Genomic DNA, 24,734 nt, shown 5'->3' with positions numbered 1-24,734 from the left:
GGTTTGGTGTCGGTCACCTGTGCCACACTTTTCAAGGCGGCCGATTCAGCACCCCGTTCGAGAACTGACGAGCCGAGATAGATCACAGAACCGGGAGAGGACAGATCGGGCGATGGAGCTTGCAGGCATGAAGTTTCGGGTCGCTCGAGAAGACTTCGCCGAATCCGTTGCGTGGGTGGCTCGTAGCCTCCCGTCCCGGCCTCCCGTTCCGGTGCTCGGCGGTGTACTGCTCGTTGCCGATGAGGGCGGGCTGACCGTCTCCGGCTTCGACTACGAGGTGTCCGCACAGATGCGGGTCGCGGCCGAGGTCGCGGGCCCCGGCCAGGTGCTCGTCTCGGGCCGCCTGCTGGCAGACATCACCAAGGCGCTGTCCAACAAGCCCGTCGATGTATCGCTCGACGGCACCCGGGTGCTGATCGCGTGTGGCAGCGCGAAGTTCTCGCTGCCGACCATGCCCGTCGAGGACTATCCCCAGCTTCCCGAGGTGCCCCAGCAGACCGGCGAATTGAGCGTCGAGGTCTTCGCCGAGGCGGTCGGCCAGGTCGCTGTCGCCGCGGGCCGCGACGACACCCTGCCGATGCTCACCGGCATCCGGGTCGAGATCGAGGGACCCAAGGTCGTGCTCGCGGCCACCGACCGGTTCCGGCTCGCGGTCCGGCACATCGAATGGCAGCCTGCCCGCACCGATATCGAGACCTCGGTGCTCATCCCGGCAAGGACGCTTTCGGAAGCCGCGAAGACGCTCGGCCCCTCGGACGCCCCGGTCCAACTGTCGCTCGGCACCGGTTCCGGATCGGGCTCGGACGGTCTGCTCGGCATCGTGAACGCAGGCCGCCGGACCACGACCCGGCTCTTGGATGCCGAGTTCCCCAAGTTCCGTCAGCTGCTGCCGAAGGAACACACCTCGATCGCGACTCTCCAGGTGGCGACGCTGACCGATGCCATCAAGCGTGTCGCCCTTGTCGCCGAGCGTGGCGCTCAGGTGCGCCTGGAGTTCTCCAGCGAGGGTCTGCTGCTGTCCGCGGGCGGTGACGACGCCGGGCGCGCCGAAGAGTGGCTGGAGGCCGACTTCCGTGGTGAGTCGCTCACCATCGCATTCAATCCCGGCTACCTCATCGACGGGCTGTCCGCGCTGCACTCCGACCGGGTCACCTTCGGATTCACCACACCGAGCCGTCCCGCGGTGCTGCTGCCTGCCAGTGACGAAGAGCCGGAAGTGCTCGACTCGGGCGCCTTCGCCGCGCTGGAGAGTGTGTACATCTACCTGCTGATGCCGGTTCGGCTTCCAGGCTGAGCGTCTGTGCATGATCAATCTATCCACAGTTCTTCCACAGAATGTGATGGGGCGCCAACTTATTCGGCGCTTGCGCGACCTCAATCAACCCCGGGGCTTCTACCAGCGACGATGATGCCCGAGTCAAGGTAGGCGGATGTTCATCAGGGCGCTGTCGCTGCGTGATTTCCGCTCCTGGGAGCATGCGGAACTCGAATTATCCCCAGGCCGAACGGTTTTCCTCGGATCGAACGGCAACGGCAAGACGAACCTGCTCGAGGCAATCGGCTACCTGGCCACGCTCGGGTCGCATCGGGTCGCCGCCGACGCGCCACTGATCCGACTCGGCACCGAGCGTGCCAGGATCGGCACGACCGTCGTGAACGCGGGCCGCGAGCTTCGGATCGACTTGGAGCTGAATCAGGGCACGGCAAACCGCGCCCAAATCAACCGGTCGCCGGTGCGCAGACCGCGCGAAATTCTCGGCATTCTCCAGACGGTGCTGTTCGCGCCGGAGGATCTCGCGCTTGTCCGCGGCGATCCCGGCGAGCGCAGACGGTTCATGGATGAGTTGTGTACAGCCAGGCTCCCTCGGCTCGCCGCGGTCCGCGCCGACTACGACCGAGTGCTTCGGCAGCGTTCGGCACTGTTGAAAACCGCGGGGCGACAAGGACGATCGCGGGGATCCGGGTCCGGTTCGAACACCGAGCTGACCACTCTCGACGTCTGGGACGGGCATTTGGCGACGCACGCCTCGGAGCTGCTCGCCCAGCGCTTGCGGCTGGTGCACGACCTGTATCCCTATCTCGCGCAGTCGTATGCGTCGATCGCCCCCGAATCGCGGCCCGCCGCAATCGGTTACCGCAGTGCCACGCTGCCGCCGGAATTCCTGGATCCGGCACGTGCGCCGATGCCTGCGGACACCGAGGAGTTGGCGGCGATCATGGTGCGGGAACTCGCGGCGGCGCGACCGAAGGAGTTGGAGCGCGGCGTCTGCCTGGTCGGTCCGCACCGTGACGACCTCGATCTGATGCTCGGTACCGCGCCTGCCAAGGGATTCGCCAGCCACGGCGAATCGTGGTCGTTCGCCCTCGCGCTGCGGCTGGGTGCATTCGAACTGCTGCGTGCCACCGGAGCAGAGCCGGTGTTGCTGCTCGACGATGTCTTCGCCGAGCTCGACCGCCGCAGGCGCACCGCACTTGCGGAGGTGGCCGCGACCGCCGAGCAGGTGTTGATCACCGCCGCCGTGCCGGAGGACGTGCCCGCGGAACTGGCAGCGGTTCCGCTGCGTGTGGAAACCAGCGGCGGGCCGGACGGTCGGATCTCACGGATCATCGAACCCGCTGCCGAGCCGCCGCCGGTCGAGCCTGCGGGTGTTGCCGACGACCTCGGAAACGGTCCGGGCAGCGCGTCCGCGACCGGCACCTAGGGCCCGGTGTCTGTCGGTGCGCTCCCGTACAGTGACCATGCGTCGGAGGTGCTGCCGTCGACGCGGACATGCCGGCCGGACTGCCAGCACTTGTGGATAATTCGGCCCGGTCAAGTCGCTTCGCGGACCGGTGGAATCCGACCCGTTGCGCCATCGGCCGATGCTCGACAACAAAAAAACGCCGAGATGGGCGTGGAATGTGGTGACCGACACCTTTATCGGGGCGTTCGGTCGTGGAATACCTTGCCGTGCACTAGCAAGCCATCGGCTGGGGACAGAGTGGACAAAGCTGGGGACAAAGCAAGTGCGTGCGAACGGAGCGGGTCGATGAGCGATCAGCCTGAGCAGGGCGCCTCCGCACCGCAGCCCGGTGCGGAGCCGGAGCTACGTGGCATAGATCTGGCACGGCGGGCACTGGAGGAGGCCCGCGCGGCCGCCAAGGCCAGCGGCAAGTCGGTCGGGCAGGGACGCGCGTCGCCGCGCCGGAACCTGCGGGCCGGGGGCAGGCGGCGGACCGGATGGTCGGGCGCGCGCCCGGACGAGCGTGACCCGCAGCTGCTGTCGCGGCTGACCGGGTCGATCGCGAAGAACCGTGGCTGGTCGACGAAAGTCGCCGAGGGCATGGTTCTCGGCCGCTGGTCCGGCGTGGTCGGTGAGGACATCGCGTCCCATGCCACGCCGGTGACGCTGAAGGACGGCGTGCTCAGCATCGCCGCCGAATCGACCGCATGGGCGACGCAACTGCGCATGCTGCAGGGGCAGATCTTGGCGAAGATCAATGCCGCGGTCGGCCAGGGCGTGGTCACCTCGGTGCGCATCTCCGGTCCGGCGGCGCCGAGTTGGCGTAAAGGGGAACGGCATATCAAGGGCCGCGGTCCCCGGGACACGTACGGATAACAACCCCGGTCGGGTCGTTCCACGTGAAACCGCTCATCGGGATCTGCCACGTGGCAACGGATTTCATCCCCGAGTGCCCGCGACCGAGTCCGCGGGCATCAGGCCGGGTCGCCTGGCTGCATCCGCCGCTCGGACTCGGCACCGGAGCGGCGGTCCCGGCCCGATGGCACCCGGTCCGCCCGACGATCGGCGCGACTAGGTGGAATGACTCGTCGCTGCCCCGAACCGTCCTGGTTGCAGCCGTCGCGCGGCAACCGAATTCGCGTCCCGAACGAACGGTTGGCAACCGGTGGCGAAGCCAGGGCGCGTGTGGCAACTCTCAGGGCAGCCGAGATGGATTGAAACCCTCGGAAGGCGGAACGGACCCGTCGTCGTTCGATTTCTCGCATCCACGGAGCCGTCAGGGGTGTCGTAGGTGCGCTGTGGCTTGGGTCTACCAGTAGGATGGTGACGTAACTAGCGGCGATACCTTCGGCGCGTTCGGCACAGCCCGCGCGTGGACCCGTAAATCTCGAGCAGACAAGACTCGGGCCCCACGTGTGCTATCCGACCGCTGCGCCGAGGATCAGCAAGTAAGGAGAGCTACCGACCAGTGGCTGCCAACGACTCCAATGAATCGGGCTCGACCAACGCGACATCGGGCAAGCAGGATTACGGTGCCTCCTCCATCACGGTGCTGGAAGGCCTCGAGGCGGTCCGCAAACGCCCAGGCATGTACATCGGCTCCACCGGCGAGCGCGGCCTGCACCACCTGATCTGGGAAGTCGTCGACAACTCCGTCGATGAGGCGATGGCCGGATACGCGAGCAAGGTTCAGGTCACCCTGCTCGCCGACGGCGGCGTCGAGGTCGTCGACGACGGCCGTGGTATCCCGGTGGCGATGCACGCGCAAGGTGTGCCGACCATCGAGGTCGTCATGACCCAGCTGCACGCGGGCGGCAAGTTCGACTCCGACTCCTACGCGGTGTCCGGTGGTCTGCACGGTGTCGGTATCTCCGTGGTGAACGCGCTGTCATCCCGGCTGGAGGCCGAGATCGACCGCGACGGCTATCACTGGAGCCAGACCTACAAGGCCTCCGAGCCGGGCAAACTGGTGCGGGGCGAAACGTCCAAGAAGACCGGAACGACCATCCGCTTCTGGGCCGATTCCGAGATCTTCGAGACCACCACCTACAACTTCGAGACGGTCGCGCGCCGCCTGCAGGAGATGGCGTTCCTGAACAAGGGCCTCACCATCGTCCTCATCGATGAGCGCGTCAGCGACACCGATGTCATCGACGAGGTGGTGAGCGAGACCGCCGAGGCGCCCAAGCATGCCGACCCGAACGCGCCCGCCGCGCCGGTCGAGCACAAGGTGAAGACGCGGACCTACCACTACCCGGGTGGGCTGGAGGACTTCGTTCGGCACATCAACCGGACCAAGCAGGCCATCCACAACTCTGTCGTCGGGTTCACCGGCAAGGGCACCGGGCACGAGCTCGAGGTGGCCATGCAGTGGAACTCCGGTTACTCGGAGTCGGTGCACACCTTCGCCAACACCATCAACACCCATGAGGGCGGCACCCACGAAGAGGGCTTCCGCGCGGCGCTCACCACGGTGGTCAACAAGTACGCCAAAGACAAGAAGCTGATCAAGGAGAAGGACGGCAGTCTCACCGGCGACGACATCCGCGAGGGTCTTGCCGCGATCGTCAGCGTGAAGGTCAGCGAGCCGCAGTTCGAGGGCCAGACCAAGACCAAGCTCGGCAATACCGAGGTCAAGTCATTCGTGCAGCGGACGTGCAACGAGCACCTCGCGCACTGGTTCGAAGCCAATCCGGCCGACGCGAAGACCATCGTGAACAAGGCGGTCTCCTCGGCACAGGCCCGCGTCGCCGCGCGTAAGGCCCGAGAGTTGGTGCGCCGCAAGAGCGCCACCGATCTGGGTGGTCTGCCCGGCAAGCTGGCCGATTGCCGGTCCAAGGATCCGAGCAAGTCCGAGATCTACATCGTGGAGGGTGACTCCGCCGGTGGCTCGGCCAAGTCCGGCCGCGACTCGATGTACCAGGCGATCCTGCCGCTGCGCGGCAAGATCATCAACGTCGAGAAGGCTCGCATCGACCGCGTCCTCAAGAACAACGAGGTCCAGTCGATCATCACCGCCTTCGGCACCGGTATCCACGACGAGTTCGATATCGCCAAGCTGCGATACCACAAGATCGTGCTGATGGCCGACGCCGACGTCGACGGTCAGCACATCTCGACGCTGCTGCTGACGCTGCTGTTCCGCTTCATGCGCCCGCTGGTCGAGCACGGGCACGTGTATCTCGCGCAGCCGCCGCTGTACAAGCTGAAGTGGCAGCGGTCCGATCCGGAGTTCGCCTACTCCGACCGGGAGCGCGATGGTCTGATGGAGGCCGGTCTCGCCGCGGGCAAGAAGATCAACAAAGACGACGGCGTCCAGCGCTACAAGGGTCTCGGCGAGATGAACGCCAAGGAACTCTGGGAGACCACCATGGATCCCTCGGTGCGGGTGTTGCGTCAGGTCACCCTGGACGATGCCGCCGCGGCCGACGAGCTGTTCTCCATCCTGATGGGTGAGGACGTCGAGGCGCGTCGCAGCTTCATCACCCGCAATGCCAAGGACGTTCGCTTCCTCGACGTGTAACCGACGTGACGCCCATTCCACGTCCGGTGCCAAAGGAGACTTTTTAGATGACTGAAACCACGCTGCCACCCAACGGCGGGGCGGGTGACCGGATCGAGCCGGTCGATATCCAGAACGAGATGCAGAACAGCTACATCGATTACGCGATGAGCGTGATCGTCGGCCGTGCGCTGCCCGACGTCCGCGACGGCCTCAAGCCGGTGCACCGCCGGGTGCTTTACGCGATGTACGACAACGGTTACCGGCCTGACCGCGGGTACGTGAAGTCCGCCCGCCCGGTCGCCGAGACCATGGGTAACTATCACCCGCACGGCGACGCCTCGATCTACGACACCCTGGTGCGGATGGCGCAGCCGTGGTCGCTGCGCTACCCGATGGTCGACGGCCAGGGCAACTTCGGTTCTCGCGGCAACGACGGCGCGGCCGCCATGCGCTACACCGAATGCCGCCTGACCCCGCTCGCGATGGAGATGCTGCGCGAAATCGACCACGAGACGGTCGATTTCACACCGAACTACGACGGTCGCTCGCAGGAGCCGACCGTGCTGCCCGCTCGGGTGCCCGCACTGCTGATGAACGGCAGCAACGGCATCGCGGTCGGCATGGCGACCAACATCCCGCCGCACAATCTGAACGAGCTGGCCGACGCGATCTACTGGGCGCTGGACAACTTCGAAGCCGACGAGGAGTCCACCCTCGCGGCCTGCATGGAGCGGGTCAAGGGCCCGGACTTCCCGACCTACGGCCTCATCGTCGGTGGTCAGGGTATCCACGACGCCTACACCACCGGCCGCGGTTCGATTCGTATGCGCGGCGTGGTCGAGATCGAAGAGGACAACCGTGGGCGCACCACGATCGTCATCACCGAGCTGCCGTACCAGGTCAACACCGACAACTTCGTCAACTCCATCGCGGAGCAGGTGAAGGACGGCAAGATCGCGGGCATCTCCGATATCCACGACGAGTCCTCCGACCGCGCGGGTATGCGGATCGTGGTCACCATCAAGCGCGACGCCGTGGCCAAGGTGGTGCTGAACAACCTCTACAAGCACACCCAGCTGCAGACCAGCTTCGGCGCCAACATGCTCTCGATCGTCGACGGCGTGCCGCGCACACTGCGCCTGGATCAGATGATCCGGTACTACGTCGAGCACCAGTTGGAAGTCATCATCCGGCGCACCCGCTACCTGTTGCGCAAGGCCGAGGAGCGGGCTCACATCCTGCGCGGGCTGGTCAAGGCTCTTGACGCGCTCGACGAGGTCATCGCGCTGATCCGGCGCTCGGCCAACACCGACACCGCGCGCACCGGCCTGATGCAGCTGCTCGATATCGACGAGATCCAGGCCACCGCCATCCTCGACATGCAGCTGCGCAGGCTGTCTGCCTTGGAACGGCAGAAGATCGTCGACGAGTTGGCCAAGATCGAGGCCGAAATCGCCGACCTCAAGGACATTCTCGAAAAGCCGGAGCGGCAGCGCGCGATCGTGCGCGACGAGCTGGCCGAGATCGTCGAGAAGTACGGCGACGAGCGGCGCACCAAGATCGTGGCCAATGACGGCGACATGGCTGACGAGGACCTGATCGCCCGCGAGGACGTGGTCGTCACGGTCACCGAGACCGGCTACGCCAAGCGCACCAAGACCGACCTGTACCGCAGCCAGAAGCGCGGCGGTAAGGGCGTGCAGGGCGCGGGGCTCAAGCAGGACGACATCGTCAAGCACTTCTTCATCAGCTCGACGCACGACTGGCTGCTGTTCTTCACGAACAAGGGCCGGGTCTACCGGGCCAAGGCCTACGAGCTGCCCGAAGCAAGCCGGACCGCGCGCGGTCAGCACGTTGCCAACCTGCTCGCGTTCCAGCCGGACGAGAAGATCGCCCAGATCATCCAGATCAAGGGCTACGAGGACGCCCCATATCTGGTGCTGGCCACCAGGAATGGCCTCGTGAAGAAGTCCAAGCTCTCGGACTTCGATTCCAACCGCAGCGGCGGCATCGTCGCGGTGAACCTGCGTGACGAGGACGAACTGGTCGGCGCCGTGCTGTGTTCGGCGGAGGACGACCTGCTGCTGGTTTCGGCACAGGGCCAGTCGATCCGCTTCTCGGCCACCGACGAGGCGCTGCGTCCGATGGGCCGCGCAACGTCGGGTGTACAGGGCATGCGGTTCAACGCCGACGATGAGCTGTTGTCGCTCAACGTGGTTCGCGAGGGGACCTATCTGCTGGTCGCGACCTCCGGTGGTTACGCCAAGCGCACCGCCATCGAGGAGTACACGGCGCAGGGTCGCGGTGGTAAAGGTGTATTGACTATCCAGTACGACATCAAGCGTGGCACCCTGGTCGGTGCGCTCATCGTCGACGACGAGGATGAGTTGTATGCGATCACGTCTGGAGGCGGCGTTATCCGGACGGCGGCGAAGCAGGTTCGCAAGGCTGGACGACAGACCAAGGGCGTGCGATTGATGAACCTCGGCGATGGCGATACGTTGCTTGCTATCGCGCGCAATGCCGACGAGCCCGAATTGGTCGACGGCGACGACGACACCACCGGTTCTCCCGAACAGTAACCCCACAGCGGCGGCAACGAACGGATCTAAGGATTCCCATTGACCACTCCGAATCAGCCGAATGACGAGCGGCACCAGACGAACGGCGTGACCGAACGGATCGCACCGTCACCGATTCCGCCTCGGCCGATCCCTCGGCCGGTCGCTTCGGCCGAGAACGGGCAGCAGGGTGGCCCGCAGGGTGGTGCCCAGCCGCATGAAATGTCCAACCAGCAGGGCGATTTCGCGCCTCAGCAGGGGGGTCCGCAGCAAGGGACCCCGCAGCAGGGGTCGCCACAGCAGCAGCCGCCACAGCAGCAGTCGGCGCCGGAGCAGAACTCCGGCGAGCGGCCCGCCCCCGCAGCGTTCGACCAGTCGACGGTGCGGGTGAACAACTCCCAAGAGCCCAAGCAGCAGAGCGGTGGTGACCAGGCCCTCGGCAACGGCGGGGGCCAGTCGCCCTACCAGCAGGATGGTTGGGGGCAGTTGCCGCAACGGGAGCCGCAGTCCAACCTGTACCGCCCGGGTCAGGCGCCGGTAACCGGTCGCCCGAGCACCGGGTCGGGTGGTCTCGGCGGCGGCAGCGGCGGCGGCGGACTCGGTGGTAGTGCGACCAACGCACGCACCACCACCGACCTCGCGGCCAAGGCGGCCCGCAAGGAAGCGGCCATGGTGAAGTCGGTCGGCATCGACGGACCGACGCGCAGCATCGCGCGGCCGGAGCTGATCAAGGACATGCCGGACCTCTCCGAGATCCGACACCCGTTGCCGCCGATGGAGACAACGGGTCCGCAGCCGCCCATCTCGCCCGCAGTGCCTGTCGCGGTGGCCGCGGCCGTCGCCTCGGGCGAGCCGCTGCGGGCGACCGTGCAGATCCGCAGGATCGACCCCTGGTCCACGCTGAAGATCTCGCTGGTGATCAGCGTGGCGATGTTCTTCGTGTGGATGCTCGCCGTCGGTCTGCTCTACATCGTGCTCGAGGGTATGGGTGTGTGGGAGCGGCTCAACAACACCGTCAACGATATGGTGTCGCACGACAGCGGTTCGGTGGGGATCGACGCGGGCACGGTCTTCGGCTACGCCGGTGTCATCGGTCTGATCAACGTGGTGCTCGTCACCGCACTCGCGACCGTCGGCACCTTCATCTACAACCAGTGCTGCGACCTCGTCGGCGGCATCCAGATAACCCTGGCCGACCCCGACTAGGGACGGTTTCCAGTCGGCCGGTAGCGACCCTGCACAGGGCCGCTACCGGCCGTTTTGGTCTTCAGCAGACCGGTAGGGTAATCTCGTGCCTCGGTTCGGTTAACAGCTTCGGCGGGGAATCCGGACCGGTTGAGGGCCTATAGCTCAGGCGGTTAGAGCGCTTCGCTGATAACGAAGAGGTCGGAGGTTCAAGTCCTCCTAGGCCCACTCCCACCTCGACCAATTCCTGGTCATTCGGTGCTGCCCCCGTCCGCGTGTCGACGGTGTAGATGGCCGCCATTGAAAACCCCACCGAGCCCGGCTATTGCACTACGGACGCCCTGGCCACTCACTCGGATTTATTGCGGTACCAGGCCATTTCCTGGGTAGTCTGTCGTCGATCGATGCTTCGTAGCGCAGCCGCTCATCCGCCGTTGTGGAACGGGAACCTATGGTCACCCATCGCAGGAAGCCGATTGTTCTAGTCGCAGCTGTCGCCGCGTCCGTCATACTGCTGCTCGCCGCGTGCGGGACCGATGGGTCGAGGACGTCGGGCGGTGGCAACGCCGGTCCCGACGCCGCCCCGGTCGCGTACCGGGAGCCGGTCAAGCTCACAAGCAAGGACGGCGTTCTCGAAGTGCGGCTGTCGGCCCATCAGGGCACTATCGCCCTCGACACGGTCTCGACGCCGGTCTCGAACTTCCTGGTCTTCGGCTACGAGGTAATCAAAGGCACCGCCTCGGATGGCTCGACCAAGGGTGACAACCAATACCCGGCGCCGACACTGCGTGTCGATCCGGGCGAGCGCTTGATCGTGCACTACGACAACGATCTGCAGGGCCTGACGCTCGCGGACTACTACGACCCCGCTTTCACCCCCGCGGGTGGAGACGTTCCGATCTACCCGCCTGCCCTCGCATCGTCGCCGCTCAACCTGCACACCCATGGGCTTCACGTGAGTCCCGGCGGCAACGCCGATAATGTCCTGCTCGACATACCTGCGGGCAAGGGCAACGTCTATGACTTTGCAGTGCCGCAGGATATGTCGAACGGCATGTACTGGTACCACAGCCATCGCCACACGCTCTCGGCTCAGCAGACCTACAAGGGGCTCGCGGGTCTACTGGAGATCGGACGACCCGACGGCAACCTGCCGCTGGTGACGCGGAACAACATCCCGATCCGCGACATGGCGCTGCAGTACAACTTCGTTTTCGACCGCAAGGGCAGCGGTCACCAGTTGAACGACCCGAATTGGCCGCAGTACGTGAGCACGCTGCGGCCTCCGGAGGGATCGCAGCTCGCCGACGGCACGTACCGGCCGAGCCTGGCCCCGGTGAACTTCGCGTCGACGACGAAGGGCTCGAGGTATGTCACCAACTGGTACAGCGGACCACTTTCGCCGGCCAATCACCGTGGTCAGAACCAGTTCGTGCCGAGTAACCTGCAGAGCTTCACCAGCGATCCGAAGTCCGTGTCGCCCATCGCGATTCCCGCGGACCTCGCGCTACCGGACAACCAGCGCGACGTGCAGTTCACGATCAACGGGCAGTTCCAGCCCGCACTGAAGCTGAAGCCGGGGCAGACCGAGATCTGGGTCTTGGCGAACATCAGTGACTTCGCCTATATGCCCGTCAGGCTGACCGAGACGGCGACCGGAAACCATCCGAAGTTCGCCATCGTCGGTCAAGACGGCCTCCCCTTCACCGAGGTCCAGGTGCCGGTCGACGGTGACGGCACCCGTCTCGTAATCCCGCCGGCATCGCGCTACGCGATCGCCGTGACGATGCCGAGGACCGGCGATCTTGTACTCGAGATGCCACCTCTACCAGGCGCCAGGCCCATCACGGAGCCCGGCGTGCTCTATACGAACAACGGCACCGACCACCCGCCCGCCGTACTGGGCACAGTCCGCGTCGACCCCTCGGTCATCAGCTACGAGGACGGCTTCTTCACCTTCCCCACACAGAAGCTCCTCCAGGTGCGGCCCGACAGCGGCGAAGGGCGGACCACGCTGTTCGTGCCCGGCCAGAAGCTCGACGCCTACACCTCCTTCGTCGACACATCGGTCACCACGCCCGACGTGCAACGCACGCTGACGGTCTCGGGCGGCTTCGGCAACGACAAGGCAAGCAACAGCGATCCCAAGGCCTTCACCTACGAGTTCGACGGCAACACCTTCCCGAACATCCCATTGCTCCAGCCGCGACTCGACTCGGTCGAGGAGTGGTTGATCACGAACCTGAACAACGACGAGCACCCGATGCACATCCATGTGAACGACTTCCAGGTGATGGAAATCGTCGATCCGGTGGCGAATTCCCGTATCGGAGTACAGATGTGGGGTGAGGACAATGTCAATGTCCCCGCTCCCGTCACCGACGAGAACGAGAACGCGCTGGTACCGGCTTCGGTGACGTTGCGGTCGAAGTTCACGGAGTACACCGGCACCTTCGTGATCCACTGCCATCGCCTCAACCACGAGGACAACGGCCTGATGGCGATCGTCAATGTAATCCCCGAGGTATCGACGTACGCGGTGGCGATTCAAGGGTCGCCGGGTAAGCCCGCGACCGTGCAGGTCTATGACGGCAATGGCGACAAGTTGGTCGCGACCGTCACGCCGTTCGCCTCGTTCGAGGGCACGCCGACCGTTGCCATGGCGGATGTCAACGGCGACGGGGTGCTCGACCTGGTCTCCGGGACCGGTGAGGGCGTCGGCCCCGAGGTCGTCGCGTACAACGGCGTCGGCGACGCACCGTTCAGCGCCGAACTGACTCGGTTCAGCCCCTTCGGGCGTGAGTTCCGTGGCGGCGTCGATGTCGCCGGCGTCGATATCGATGGCAATGCGTTGGCCGACAACATCATCGTGAGCTCGGGTCCGGGCATCGAATCGGAAGTGAAGGTATTCTCCTCGACGCTGCCCGGTGAGCAGGGCCAGGTGCCCGAGCTGTTCTCGAGCTTCACGCCGTATCCCGGATCGAAGGCGGGGGTCACTGTCGCCACCGGGATGGTCGACACCTCCTCGGGCCGGGCCAGCATTGTGACGGCCCCGGGCCCCGGCGACCCGCCGCGGGTGAAGACCTTCCGATACGACCTCTACACGCCAACCGCCGCCGCGGCGGCGAAGGGCACGGCCCATCCGCAGGATCATCCGGGTGAGCCGGAGATGACCTCGGATTTCCTGGCCTTCGACGAGAACTACCTTGGCGGGGTCTCGCTCTCGACAGGATGGGTAGGCGGCGCCGAGGGCGGGGCGAAGAGCATCGTCACGGGCATGCTCGGCGGCGACGGCATGGTGCGGGTTTGGTCGAGCGGGTCGCGGCTCGACGGCGGGCCGGCGATGTATACCGAGAGCCCGAACCATCATTCGGACACGGTCTCCTTCCGAGAGATAACGTCATTCGCCCCCTTCGGCGTCGGCGCTGGGGTTCGGGTGGCGACCACCAGCACGACCTCCGGCGCCGATCTGCTCGTCAGTGGAGTCGCGGTGAATGGGACCGAGGTCAGAAAGTACGGACTTGGTCGAGCCGGCCCGGACGCCACAACCCTGACACCGACGCTGTTGAACACGGTTACCCCGACTGCCATATCGACCGGGGCGCCGCCGCTCGCCGGCCGGTAGCGGGTACCGGACCGGTCAGGGGAGTGTCCAGAGCTGGGTGGTCACCACGTAGAAGATGACGACCCAGGCCAGCATGAGAGCGGTGACGACGGCGATGCCCGCGAGATTCGTCTTCGCCGCCGGCGCGTCCGGGGGCGGACGCAGCCACCGCTTCAGCAGCCGGTTCACGTAATACGGCATCGTGAAGAAACTCATGGTGAAGCTGGACAGCAGGTTGCCGATGAGCAGCCCCAGCCACAGCGGCATTTTCAAGGGGGACAGCGCGAGGGTGAGCAGCACAACGGTCGGATAGAGACCGACCCAGACCGCGATGGATGTCTTGGTGTCAGACGGAGCGGCAGCCCCGTTGCCGTTCTCGTCGAAGGCGAACCAATTGCCGAACGAGTTGTCGATGGTGCGCAACTCGAAATCGCTGAACTTTTCGCCCTCGGCGAGGAGTTCCCGGCGTCGGTCCGAGGTGAGCCACGTGGCCAGGTTCGCGGCGGTGTCGAAGCGGTAGAGCGCGGTCCACTCGTCCTGAACGCCTTCGATGGGACGGAAGAGTTCGCTGCCGCGGAAGCCTTCGAATTTGGCCTCCTCCTGCGTCAGATGAGTCTGCCAGGCAAGGAAATCGGCGACGCTGTCGCGACTTACGCGGTGGGTGACGACGACCGTGACGAGAGGATCAGGGGGCCGCGTGCCGCCGCTGATGACCTGTTGGGTGGCGGGGCCGTCGAAGTATTGCCTGCCCTTGTCGAGAAGGTCCTGACGGGTGGCGCTGTTCAGCCAGGCCTGCAGGTGGGCGACGGTGTCGAAGCGGTAGACCACGACCCAGTCGGCCTGCACGGCGGTCGGGGCGCTGATCTGGGCGCCGAGGAATCCGGCGTAGCCGGAGGCCGCCGCGTTCGTGTTCTCCTGCCAGGTCTCGAAGTCCCGCTCGAAACCGGCGCACACCTTCTGGCCGATGATGACTGTCGCGGCGTCCTCGGTGAGCTTTCCGGCTGCCATCGCTCTCTCCTCCCGGCTCAGCCCTCGACGGAACCGGTGTTCTCGCCTAGTCGGCGGTAGATACGCTCCGGTGTGAATGGCAGCGCTCGGTAGCGGACCCCCGTCGCGTTCTCGAGCGCGTTCGCCAGTGCGGGCGCCACCGGGTTGATGCAGCATTCCGCGATGCCCTTCGAATGCAGTGGACCGACAGAATCCGTCGAGTCGACCGTGAGCACCTCGGTCCGGGGAATATCGGCATAGGTCGGGATGCGGTAGTTGCGCAGGTTCGGGTTGACCATGCCGCCGTTCTCGTCGACGTGGAAGTTCTCGGTCAGCGCGAAGCCGATGCCCTGCGCGACGCCGCCCTCGATCTGGCCGCGCACCTGCACCGGGTTGATGACGACTCCGGCGTCGGCGGCATGCACGCTGTAGAGGATGCGGATCTCACCGGTCACCTGGTGGACGGCGATACGGAAGCCGTGGCTGTTGAACACAACGCTGCGCGGCGACCCGAAGGCCTTGCGCGCCTCCGTCAACCGGATACCACGTCGGCGCGCCACCTCGACCAGCTCCACCAGCGACAAGCGGCTGTCGCCGCAGACGATCCCGTCGTCGTCCATCGAGCACGAAGCGACGTCGACCCGCGTATGCGAGGCGGCCACCGCCAGGATGCGATCGCGCAAGGCGTTGGACGCCCGCAATACCGCGTTTCCGGCTACGAAGAGACCGGCGCTGGCGAACGCCCCCGTATCGAAGCCGGTTCGGTCGGTGTCGGACTGCACGATGCGTACCCGCGACGGTGTGGTGCCGAGTTGGTTGGCCGCGATCTGCACATGCGCGGTCGACGTTCCCTCGCCGAACTCGACGGTGCCGATGGCGAGCTCGTAGACGCCGTCATCGCCGAGGGTCAGCCATGCCTCGGAGAGGTGGTCGGTCGGGGGCGCGGTCTCGTGCAGCGAGCTGGCGGCGCCGGTGCCGACGAGCCACCCGGCTCCCGGTGGCGGCTCGGCGGCGTTGCGCTGGAGGGCGGCGTCGACGAGATCGATGCATTGCGTAAGGCCGTCCTCGCTGAACGTCACGTCGTCGGGGCCGTCGTCGAACGCCACCAGGGCATCACCGGGACGCACGATGTTGCGCCGCCGCAGCTCGAACGGATCCATGGCGAGCGCGATCGCCAGCTCGTTCATGGCGGACTCCACCGCGAATGCCGGCTGGGTCATGCCGTAGCCGCGCAGCGCGCCGCTGGGCACGGTGTTTGTATAGACCGAGTAGGCGTCGACCTTCTTGTTGGGGCAACGGTAGATCGCGATGGCGGCCCCACCCGCGAACAGCGTCTCGCCGCCGTGGTTGCCATAGGCGCCGGTGTTCGACACATTGCGGACCTGGAACGCGGTGAGCGTGCCGTCGGCCCGTGCGCCGAGCTTGATCGTCAGCTTCATCGGGTGCCGTGGTGACGCCGTCGTGAACTCCTCCTCGCGGGTGAACTCGAGACAGACCGGCCGCCCGGTGTCCAATGCTGCGAGGGCGACCAGATCTTCGGAAATAACCTCTTGCTTGCCGCCGAACCCGCCGCCGACACGCTTGCTGAACACGCGCAGCTGATCGGGACGAAGGTCGAAGAGATAGGCGATCTTGCCCTTGGCGATCGATGGGGACTGCGAGCTGGTGCGCAGATGCAGACGACCGTCGTCCATCCATGCGATCGATCCGTGCGTCTCGAGATGGGCGTGCTGCACACGCGGCGAAAAGTACGTGCCCTCGTGGATCACATCGGCCTCGGCGAACCCCGCCTCGACGTCACCGACGTGCCCGTGGATCTCGAGCAGGATGTTGTGCTCGGGATCTCGAACGAACGGGTCCTCTGAGCCATGCAGCTGGGGAGCGCCGTCGGCCATCGCCGCTTCCGGGTCGAAGACCGCGGGCAGCACCTCGTATTCGACAGTCACACTGCGGCAGCCCTCTTCTGCGGCTCCGACGGTATCGGCCAGCACCGCGACCACCCGTTGACCGACGAAGCGCACCGTGTTGTCGAGGATGAAGGTGTCGTTGGGATCGACGAGGTGATCGGTGTGTATCGCGGTCGTGAAGCGCTTCCGCGGCACATCCTCCCAGGTGTACACGCGATGCACGCCGGGGACCGCGAGCGCCGCGGTCTTATCGATGGACACGATGCGGGCATGGGCGTGCGGTGAGCGCAGCACTTTGAGGTGCAGCATGCCGTCGATCGCGGTGTCCATTGTGAACTCGGCGCGGCCCGTCACCACCTCGGTGGCGGCGGGAGCGCCGACGCTCGTTCCGACGGCCCGACCCGGCCGGGCGACCTCGATCTCAGCGACGCCGTTTACCGCATCTTCGATCGACCGGTAGCCGGTGCAACGGCAGAGGTTGCCTTTCAGCGCGCGAGGTAGGTCTACCTTCTGGGCGTTGGTGAGCGACACCGCGGTCATGATCATGCCTGCGGTGCAGAAGCCGCACTGGAAGCCGGGGGCGTCGCGGAACTGCCGCTGCATCGGGTGCAGGTCCTCGGACGAGCCGAGGCCTTCGATCGTCGTGACTTCGCGCCCGTCGGCGCGGAACGCGGGCGTGACGCAGCTGTGCACCGGGTTGCCGTCGAGCCACACCGTGCATGCGCCGCAATCGCCTGCGTCGCAACCCTTCTTGACGCCGTGGCAGCCGAGCGAGCGCACGAACGTGCGCAGGCATTGACCTGGCTTCGGCTCGTCTTCGAAGGTGTTTCCGTTCACGGTGTACGTCATGCCCGGCCTTCTTCGGCGAACTCGATTCGGATCTCCTCGGCGAAGTGTCCGGCCAGGTGGTGACGGTGGTCGGGCGTGCCGTTCGGGTCGCTGAACCACAGGTCTTCGGGTATCGCCTCGATGCGCTGCCGCAGCGTCTCGGCGTCGGGCATGGTGTCGAACGCCATGCGCACGGGACGCGTGGTGCCGGCCGTGATGGTGAGCAGCAGGTCGGCGGTGCCCGGCGACTGAGTGGCGATCATGAACAGTGTCGAGCGGCCCAGGTGCGTCAGGGTGAACCGTCGGTGCGTGTGCCGCTTGCGAAGCGCGCTGACCGGGATGTCGATGCGTCGCAGGATCTCGCCCTCGGCGAGGACGTTGCGGTGGTCGCCCGTGATGAAATCGGCCGCATCAACGATGCGTTCGGACCCATCCGCGGCCCACAGCGTGTAGGTGGCTTCGAGCGCGACCGTCATTGTGATCATCGGGCCTGCGGGCAGCGACATGCAGATATTGCCGCCGACCGTCGCCGCGTTCCAGATCTTGAACGACGACAGGAACGCCTCGCAACTGGTGGCGAATAGCGAGCCGGCGCGCCAGTCGCTCGGCGGTGCGAAGGCGTTCAGCTCACGGATTGTGCACGTTGCGCCGATCTCCAGGCCGGCATCGCTCGGCACCAAGCTGTCCCACCCGAGCGTGGTGAGGTCGACGAGCCGGCGCAGATCCGGCTGCTCGGTGGAGAACAGCCACGTTCCCCCGGCCAGCCACGCGTCGCCATTGCGCCAGACTGCACCCGGTCGGTCCGGGGGGCGCCGAACGATGTCGGTGATCGTGTTGAGATCCAAAGCGCTGCTCCTTCGGAGAAGGTGCCGTGCCGCCGCTCCGCGAGCTCGATCGCGACGCGAATTCGCCCTGTAGGGGGCGTCGCCGGTCACGAATTCGCTTTGCGTCAACGTACCTGACTTTTGACATCGCAGTGCCGTGTTCGACTTCGCGCTCGACCTCGTTGACCTGCGTGTTCGGCGGCGTCATCAGAAAGCCGCTAGCTCGAGTCGCGAAATGCACCGAACTGCCCAGACATGCCTCTCGAACCCGGTGATGTTCGGGTAGCGCAGGCTGTGACCAGGGGTTTTGTCAGATACCTGTGGTGGCCGACGGTGGCGTCGTGTCGCCGTCGGGCAGTGGCGCAAGCTGCCGCAGGACTCGGCAGCCCAGAGTAGCTCTGACGCGCGTTTGTGGAGCCTAGGGGAATCGAACCCCTAACCCCTGCCTTGCAAAGGCAGTGCTCTGCCAATTGAGCTAAGGCCCCTTCACCGCTCACCGCGGCACGCATTCCATGAATGCGCGCTCGAAACGTTACCTGTCAACCGTTCGTAGCGTCAAAACAGCCCTCCGCCGCGGCGCGGGTTCGCCAAGCGATCCAGCGGCCGCGACTAATATATGCACTGGTCAGGCCACTTATCGGCGGGCAGGCTCGCAGTCGGCCGACCGTGTCGAGACAGAGTTAGCGGATGCCGGAGCGTCGACACGCAAAGAAACCGCTGGGTCTATTTTGTGACTGATGTGACATAGCATCATCGGCTGCAGGCGGAAACCATGGTCGCTTTTCGTCAGGAGGCAGCTCGATGCGGTTGGGTACCCGAGCGCGACGGGCGGCGCTCGGCTGCTGCTGGGTCGCGTTGGCAGTGGCCGGATCGACGACGCACCCGGCTTCGGCCACCCCGGAGGTCGAGGACGTCCCGTTGCCACAGGGGATGGTCGAGGCTGTGCGGCGCGACTTGGGAATCGATGCGTACGAATATCTCCGACGCGCCGAAACCGCGCAGCGGCTGGCCGCGTTCGCGACAACGGCCCGTATCGCGCACCGGGCTGCCTTCGCCGGGATTCGGATGGACGGCGACCGCCCGGTTGTCTCGCTCACCGATGATGTGAATGCCTCGGACGCTCGGGCTGCGGCCGAGGAGGCAGGGTTCACGGTGGAAACCGTCACCGACAGTGAGGTCACGCTGCATGGCCGCGGCGTCGCGTTCGAGCGCTGGCTGGCGGGTCAGTCCAGCTCGGTCACCGATGCGGTCATCGGCTACGGCATCGATGTGGTGACCAACAGCCTCGCGGTTCGGCTGGCGAAGGACCTGCAGTTGCCCGTCGAGGCGGGGCAGGTCCGGACATTGCTCGCGGTGATGCCGGAAGCCCGGCCCGATGACGCGCCTGTCGGCGGCATGGCGATCGCGGATGCCGAACCCGCCGCGGACTTCATCGGCGGTCAGCCCTACGGCATCGAGCTCGCGGGCAAGACGTACATGTGCTCGTTCGGCTTCAACGGCACCGACGCCGAAGGTCACACGGTGAACGTCACCGCCGGGCACTGCGACCCGAACACCCTCGTCGATCCGGCCTCGAAGACGCCGCAGCCGCAGCGGATATTCGACATTCACGACTCGGAACACGGCGTCGAGCTCGGTTACTTCGGCGATTCCAGTTTCAGCCCGCACGACTACTCGATTCTGCGCATCAACGAGCCTGTCGCGGCGCGATTCCAGAACAACCTGGTATCGACCGCACCCGCACCGGACGCGCAAGCCGCAGGCACAGACAGCGATGCCGAGCTGCCGACGGGCAGCAGCGGCGGACGATGGCTCGGCGTTGACGCGGAGCGGGAAGTGCTGCGAATCGACGGAACGGCGGAACCGATTGTCGGAGACAGCGTCTGCAAATCCGGTTTCAAGTCCGGATACTCCTGTGGGACAGTGATCGCGGTCGGCCAGCGGAGTCTGTTGCGCGGCGCACCCGGCCACGATGAGCAGGGTATCCCGGTCGAGAATATGTTCTATGTGAACTTGTGCGCCCAGCGCGGAGACAGCGGTGGACCGATATTCGCCGGCACGAAGGCGGTCGGCATCAATAGCGCCATCGTCACCCATCAGACGCCACTCGACGGCAACTGCGGCCACCTCCCCGTGCTCCTCGGCCAGCCGATCAGCACGGTACTGATGGACAACCCGGGTTTGACCATCCGCACCAGCTGATCCGCGCCGAGCCCGCGCGGCCCGACCAGCACTATGTCGCCACGTTCAGCGGCAATGTCTCCTCGGCCCAATTCCAACCGTCGCAGTACGCTGAGAACCATGAAACTTCTCTTGACGGTCGGTGTCGTGGTCGCGGTTCTCATCGGAATCACCAAGTTGCGCAAGCGCGATGACGCCGACCTGTGGCACGAGGTAACCACTCGCTGACTCCCGAGTTGGCCGATCGCCGTATAGGCGGGTTGCGGCGCCGGTGAGCCGGCGTATTCCGACTAACCGATGGTGGTGGGTGAAGGGCCCGCACTTGTTGAGAGTCGGTGCGGTGAACTGTCTTTAACCAGCTGTTTGCGCGGTGTTTTATCGGGGGCCGCCGGCTGCAAATTTGGTCTGATAGACAGTGCCGGTCGGTTGCATACGGTGCCGGCGGAATTAGTTTTGAGGAAGAAAATATGAGCAAGATTCGTGCGCTCGGTGTTGCCCTCGCGGCCGCCGGAATCGTTCTCGCGGGCTCGGGTATGGCGGCGGCGGAAGCACCGCAGGGCGCCGCCATCGACGCGCCTTCGAACGGATATCTCGACGGGTTCGGCGCCGGGTCGTCCAACCTGCTCAATGGTTTGGGCAAGCTGATCGGGACCGGATCGGGCGGCGTCAAGCCACTGCCCTGAGCTCGGTTGTGCCGATAGACGTTGCCCCACTGTCAGGATGAGTGGGGCAACGTTTTTTCGGGTGATCAGGTTTCGGTCGGCGGGCCGTGGCGGTCCAGGTGCAAGTAGGTGTAGCAGGTGACCAAGAGGCAGACGGCGGTTGCGGTGATCAACATCGCCCAGCCTGCGACCATGAGGCTCAACAGCCCGCCCAATAGCCCGCCGAGGGCGAAGGCCAGATAGAGCAGGAAGTATCCGAGCCAGTCGGCGTAGTTGCCGCCGCTCATGTGGCGTTCGATGCCCTGCGCCAATTTGACGAGGGTTCCGGTGACATAGCTGAGCGGGATCGATACCTCGCCGTCCTTGACGAACGAGGTGTTCAGCGCGCCGACACCGAAGGAGACGAACAGGACCGGCACGAAGTCGATCTTGTCGGTTTCGACGGCCCGGAAGATGACGATATCGGCGATCGAGGCCGCGGCGAGGCTGGCGGTGGTGAGCAGGGTCGGGCCGTGCGGATGACCGGACCAGTACCGCCTGCGGCACCAGGAGGCGACAACCACGCCGGACAAGAACGACACCAGCAGCAGGGCCGCCGCGATAGCCATGTCGGGTTCGTCGTGGAAGTAACCGAGGACCGCGCGCTCGGTATTGCCCGTCATGAAGGTGACGAAGTAGCCGGCGGTGTGCATGAAAGCCGCGGCGCCGATCAGACCGGCCAGCGCGGCGAGCACCCACGACAGCCTGGCCTCGCTGTCGTAGAGCGCCTCTCTACGATCTGTGTCCGGTTTCAGCACAGGTCGGGCTCCTTTCGAAGCGGTTGGCGACCCTCAGTGATACCCGCTGCTCCTGTGAATAGGCTTATGCACCGCCGCTGGTTTGCCGGGATGTGGCCGTCCTGACAGCGTTCCGGCCGCGGGTACGGTGCAGACGTGGATTCAGTGCTCGACTACCTGCTGACCGAAGCCGTTGATCCGGTGCCCCTCGATACCGTGGCGGAGGCATGGTCGAGGCATCGAGCTGTCGCGCAGCGGTTCGCCGAACCGGTGGATGTGGCGATCGCGGGCGGATTCGGCGCGGACCGGCTCGGTTTCGCGTTCCTGTCCGGTTACCAGGAAGCATTGCGGACTCTGATCGCCGACCTACCGGCCGATGAACTGGTCGCGGTGTCGGCGACCGAGGCAGGCGGCGCGCATCCGTCCGCCATCCGCACCACGCTCATCGAGACCGATGGCCGCTGGTCGGTGCACGGCACCAAGTCTTTCACGACGCTCGGCATCATGGCGCAGCGGCTGCTGGTGATCGCCAGTTCGGGCGAATCTCCGGATGGCCGCAATCGGCTGCACGCGGTGCTCGTCGATGCGGGCGGGCCAGGGGTGCGGGTGACCAATCTGCCCGCCATCCCGTTCGCCCCCGAGATTCCGCACGCCACAGTGACATTCACGGATGCCACGGCGCGGATGTTGCCGGGGGACGGCTACCTGGACTATCTCAAACCGTTCCGGACTATCGAGGACATTCATGTACTCGCCGCGGCGCTCGGCTGGCTGATACGCGTGAGCCGGGATTCCGCATGGCCGCGGTCGGTGGTGCAGCGACTGCTCGCCGCGGTGGCGACCGTGCGCGGCCTCGATATCGATCGACCGAGTTCGCCAGGCGTCCATATCGCGCTCGGCGGCGCGTTCGAACTGCTCGACCAGTTGTTGGTAGAGCTGGACCCACTGTGGGCTGGCGCGGACCCGGTCGTCAAGCAGCGCTGGGAGCGCGATCGCCCGCTGCTTGCGACGGCCGGAAGGGTACGGGCGCAGCGGCTGACGGCTGCCTGGCGTTCGCTGGCGACCGATTCGGACGCCGCGGCCGAGTGACCTGATCTGGTCCAGAAATGGGGAGCGGGCCTCGGCGAAGGGGGGGAGTTAGCCGAGGCCCGCGTAAGGTCGGCCCGGGGGGGAGGGGCCGACGAGAATGATCCTACGCGATGATCCGCGATTGTGTGTGCGTGGGGATCGCCACTTTCGAAGATTTTTGGGGTCGGCTTACTTGCCCGTGGCGTGATGGTCGCAGAGCTGGTTCTGGGGTGCGGATCGGCGCCCGGTAGATGTTGGCTTATTGTTTGCCAAAACTGTTGTTGTACAGGAAATTACACGGCTACTGCTGGCGCTGATCCGGGCCGTCCAAAAAACATTCCGACCGGTCTCTGTTTGTTGGGTATCGCGCATTGTGCTCGGTCTATGGCGGTGGCTGCGCCGGTTTTGTCGCGTGTCGCGCCAGGGCGGTAAATAGGTCGAGCGGGCGCCGGTGACTGCGAAATCTGTCATACCCAGATGCGAACATGTGTTCGTGCGAATCGAAGCCCCCTGGAATCGCGGGGAACTAGCCGAACACGGTGACCGACCGACCCGGTTGGCTCTCACCGCGTCGGCGAGTGCGCACCGAAACGAGTACCGCGTGCGGCCGAATCGGGTAGTCGGCTACGCGCGATCGGGCGGGCATACCGGCGGGATGATCGAACCGGTCGCATCCCGATCCGGCACCCCCGAGCACCGCCTGGACCGGGATGCGGCCTCTTTCTTTTGTCCGACCCGAGTGGGTTCGACGGAGCTCCCCGCAAATCGGATGAAATTGTCGGTGCGCACGGCAATACTGACTCGAGTATCGGTCAGTCACCGGTTCAGCGAAATCGACTCGGCTTCGAAGGCCGCCGTCATCAGAAATCCGACATCGAGAACTCACGAACGTCAGGAGAGTCATGCCCGACGCAATAGTCGCCGAGGGTCTGGTCAAACGATACGGCCAGCTGGTCGCCCTCGATGGACTCGACCTATCAGTGCCAGAGGGCACCGTCACCGCACTGCTCGGCCCCAATGGCGCGGGTAAGACCACCACGGTTCGGGTGCTCACCACTCTGCTGATACCGGACGCAGGCCACGCGACCGTTGCCGGAATAGATGTGCTGCGCAATCCACAGGCCCTGCGATCGCGAATCGGGACCTCCGGCCAGTACGCCGCTGTCGACGAATATCTCACCGGCTTCGAAAATCTGGAAATGGTGGGACGTCTCTATCACATGGGTGTGCAGCGCAGTAAGGAGCGCGCTCGCGAACTGCTCGATCGATTCCGGCTCACCGACGCCGCCGATCGGCCCGTCAAGGGTTATTCGGGCGGCATGCGGCGCAGGCTCGACCTGGCCGGTGCGCTGGTGGCAAATCCGCCGGTGCTGTTCCTCGACGAACCGACGACTGGCCTGGATCCGCGTGCGCGCCTTGACCTCTGGGACGTCATCGAGGAGTTGGTCGCAGGCGGAACCACGTTGCTGCTCACCACGCAGTACATGGAGGAGGCCGACCGCTTGGCCGATGCCATCGCGGTGATCGACCACGGCAAGGTCATCGCCCGCGGTACCGCGGACGAGCTCAAGACCCTGGTCGGCGGCGACCGCATCGAACTCACCGTCGATCACGCCGACAACCTCGCGACCGCGCAGCAGGCACTGCAGGGGCTGGCCGACGGTGAGATCCATCTCGAGCCCGGCCTGCGCCGGATCACCGTTCCGGTCAGCGACGGGTCGCAGGCACTCGTCGACGCCATCGGCCTGCTGTCCGAGCACAACGTGCAGATTCACGATGTCGGCCTGCGGCGTCCCTCGCTCGACGACGTATTCCTGACCCTCACCGGGCACGAGGCCGAAGAGCTGACCAATGGTGACGGTCGCGTTGTGGCGGCCAAGGGTGGGGACCGGCTGGAAGTAACGGAAGGAAAGACCCGATGAC

General features: G+C 65.5%; 16 protein-coding genes and 2 tRNA genes. 13 read left to right on the top strand and 5 right to left on the bottom strand.

Annotated elements, in window-relative coordinates; all coding sequences use genetic code 11:
* The first annotated feature begins 112 nt into the window (after positions 1 to 112).
* The 8 genes from dnaN to ACFQZZ_RS02680 all read left to right on the top strand — a co-directional run bounded on the left by dnaN (position 113) and on the right by ACFQZZ_RS02680 (position 13,599).
* A complete protein-coding gene (gene dnaN, locus ACFQZZ_RS02715; RefSeq protein WP_378673377.1) occupies positions 113 to 1,294 on the top strand; it encodes a DNA polymerase III subunit beta in 1,182 nt (393 codons plus the stop codon).
* Between the two features lie 136 nt (positions 1,295 to 1,430).
* On the top strand, positions 1,431 to 2,702 hold the full coding sequence (gene recF / locus ACFQZZ_RS02710; RefSeq protein WP_378673374.1) for a DNA replication/repair protein RecF: 1,272 nt from the start codon (positions 1,431 to 1,433) through the stop codon (positions 2,700 to 2,702).
* 327 nt (positions 2,703 to 3,029) lie between these two features.
* Positions 3,030 to 3,599 (top strand): DUF721 family protein, encoded by a 570-nt coding sequence (locus tag ACFQZZ_RS02705; protein ID WP_378673371.1) that lies wholly within the window; start codon positions 3,030 to 3,032, stop codon positions 3,597 to 3,599.
* Between the two features lie 592 nt (positions 3,600 to 4,191).
* Positions 4,192 to 6,246, top strand: coding sequence for a DNA topoisomerase (ATP-hydrolyzing) subunit B (gyrB, locus tag ACFQZZ_RS02700; protein WP_378673368.1), 2,055 nt, complete (start codon positions 4,192 to 4,194; stop codon positions 6,244 to 6,246).
* Positions 6,247 to 6,293: 47 nt separating this feature from the next.
* Positions 6,294 to 8,810: a DNA gyrase subunit A gene (gene gyrA / locus ACFQZZ_RS02695; RefSeq protein WP_378673365.1), complete on the top strand. Its 2,517-nt coding sequence runs from the start codon at positions 6,294 to 6,296 to the stop codon at positions 8,808 to 8,810.
* Between the two features lie 39 nt (positions 8,811 to 8,849).
* A complete protein-coding gene (locus tag ACFQZZ_RS02690) occupies positions 8,850 to 9,995 on the top strand; it encodes a DUF3566 domain-containing protein (protein WP_378673362.1) in 1,146 nt (381 codons plus the stop codon).
* 133 nt (positions 9,996 to 10,128) lie between these two features.
* Positions 10,129 to 10,202, top strand: a tRNA-Ile gene (locus tag ACFQZZ_RS02685).
* Between the two features lie 223 nt (positions 10,203 to 10,425).
* Positions 10,426 to 13,599 carry a multicopper oxidase domain-containing protein gene (locus tag ACFQZZ_RS02680; protein ID WP_378673358.1) on the top strand — a complete coding sequence of 1,058 codons (3,174 nt, stop codon included), beginning with the start codon at positions 10,426 to 10,428 and terminating at the stop codon, positions 13,597 to 13,599.
* 15 nt (positions 13,600 to 13,614) lie between these two features.
* On the opposite strand, the gene ACFQZZ_RS02675 is transcribed toward ACFQZZ_RS02680, so the two are convergent.
* The 4 genes from ACFQZZ_RS02675 to ACFQZZ_RS02660 form a co-directional block, all read right to left on the bottom strand.
* Complete coding sequence (locus tag ACFQZZ_RS02675; RefSeq protein ID WP_378673355.1) at positions 13,615 to 14,586, bottom strand: antibiotic biosynthesis monooxygenase; 972 nt, start codon at positions 14,584 to 14,586, stop codon at positions 13,615 to 13,617.
* A 17-nt stretch (positions 14,587 to 14,603) separates the two neighbouring features.
* Positions 14,604 to 17,321 carry a molybdopterin-dependent oxidoreductase gene (locus ACFQZZ_RS02670; RefSeq protein ID WP_378673352.1) on the bottom strand — a complete coding sequence of 906 codons (2,718 nt, stop codon included), beginning with the start codon at positions 17,319 to 17,321 and terminating at the stop codon, positions 14,604 to 14,606.
* Positions 17,318 to 18,145 carry an FAD binding domain-containing protein gene (locus ACFQZZ_RS02665; protein ID WP_378673349.1) on the bottom strand — a complete coding sequence of 276 codons (828 nt, stop codon included), beginning with the start codon at positions 18,143 to 18,145 and terminating at the stop codon, positions 17,318 to 17,320. The genes ACFQZZ_RS02670 and ACFQZZ_RS02665 overlap by 4 nt, the downstream gene beginning before the upstream one ends.
* Positions 18,146 to 18,536: 391 nt before the next feature.
* Positions 18,537 to 18,609: transfer RNA gene (locus tag ACFQZZ_RS02660), tRNA-Ala, on the bottom strand.
* A gap of 316 nt (positions 18,610 to 18,925) precedes the next feature.
* Between ACFQZZ_RS02660 and ACFQZZ_RS02655 the strand changes: the two genes are divergently transcribed.
* The 3 genes from ACFQZZ_RS02655 to ACFQZZ_RS02645 all read left to right on the top strand — a co-directional run bounded on the left by ACFQZZ_RS02655 (position 18,926) and on the right by ACFQZZ_RS02645 (position 20,988).
* Entirely contained in the window at positions 18,926 to 20,326 is a 1,401-nt protein-coding gene (locus tag ACFQZZ_RS02655) for a S1 family peptidase (protein ID WP_378673346.1), read from the top strand.
* A gap of 99 nt (positions 20,327 to 20,425) precedes the next feature.
* Positions 20,426 to 20,533 (top strand): DLW-39 family protein, encoded by a 108-nt coding sequence (locus ACFQZZ_RS02650; protein WP_378673343.1) that lies wholly within the window; start codon positions 20,426 to 20,428, stop codon positions 20,531 to 20,533.
* A gap of 239 nt (positions 20,534 to 20,772) precedes the next feature.
* The gene (locus tag ACFQZZ_RS02645; protein ID WP_378673340.1) at positions 20,773 to 20,988 is read left to right on the top strand and encodes a hypothetical protein; all 216 of its coding nucleotides are present in this window, start codon (positions 20,773 to 20,775) and stop codon (positions 20,986 to 20,988) included.
* A 65-nt stretch (positions 20,989 to 21,053) separates the two neighbouring features.
* On the opposite strand, the gene ACFQZZ_RS02640 is transcribed toward ACFQZZ_RS02645, so the two are convergent.
* Complete coding sequence (locus tag ACFQZZ_RS02640) at positions 21,054 to 21,764, bottom strand: YoaK family protein (protein ID WP_378673338.1); 711 nt, start codon at positions 21,762 to 21,764, stop codon at positions 21,054 to 21,056.
* A gap of 135 nt (positions 21,765 to 21,899) precedes the next feature.
* Between ACFQZZ_RS02640 and ACFQZZ_RS02635 the strand changes: the two genes are divergently transcribed.
* Together ACFQZZ_RS02635 and ACFQZZ_RS02630 are read left to right on the top strand one after the other, a co-directional pair.
* Positions 21,900 to 22,832, top strand: a complete 933-nt coding sequence (locus ACFQZZ_RS02635) for an acyl-CoA dehydrogenase family protein (protein ID WP_378673335.1) — start codon at positions 21,900 to 21,902, stop codon at positions 22,830 to 22,832.
* 881 nt (positions 22,833 to 23,713) lie between these two features.
* Positions 23,714 to 24,733 (top strand): ATP-binding cassette domain-containing protein, encoded by a 1,020-nt coding sequence (locus ACFQZZ_RS02630; protein ID WP_378673332.1) that lies wholly within the window; start codon positions 23,714 to 23,716, stop codon positions 24,731 to 24,733.
* Position 24,734 lies beyond the last annotated feature (1 nt).

This window comes from Nocardia sp. GCM10030253 (assembly GCF_042675075.1).
GTDB lineage: Bacteria > Actinomycetota > Actinomycetes > Mycobacteriales > Mycobacteriaceae > Nocardia.
The sequence above is the reverse complement of the archived record's forward strand: the minus strand, read 5'-3'. Positions and strand labels throughout refer to the sequence as shown.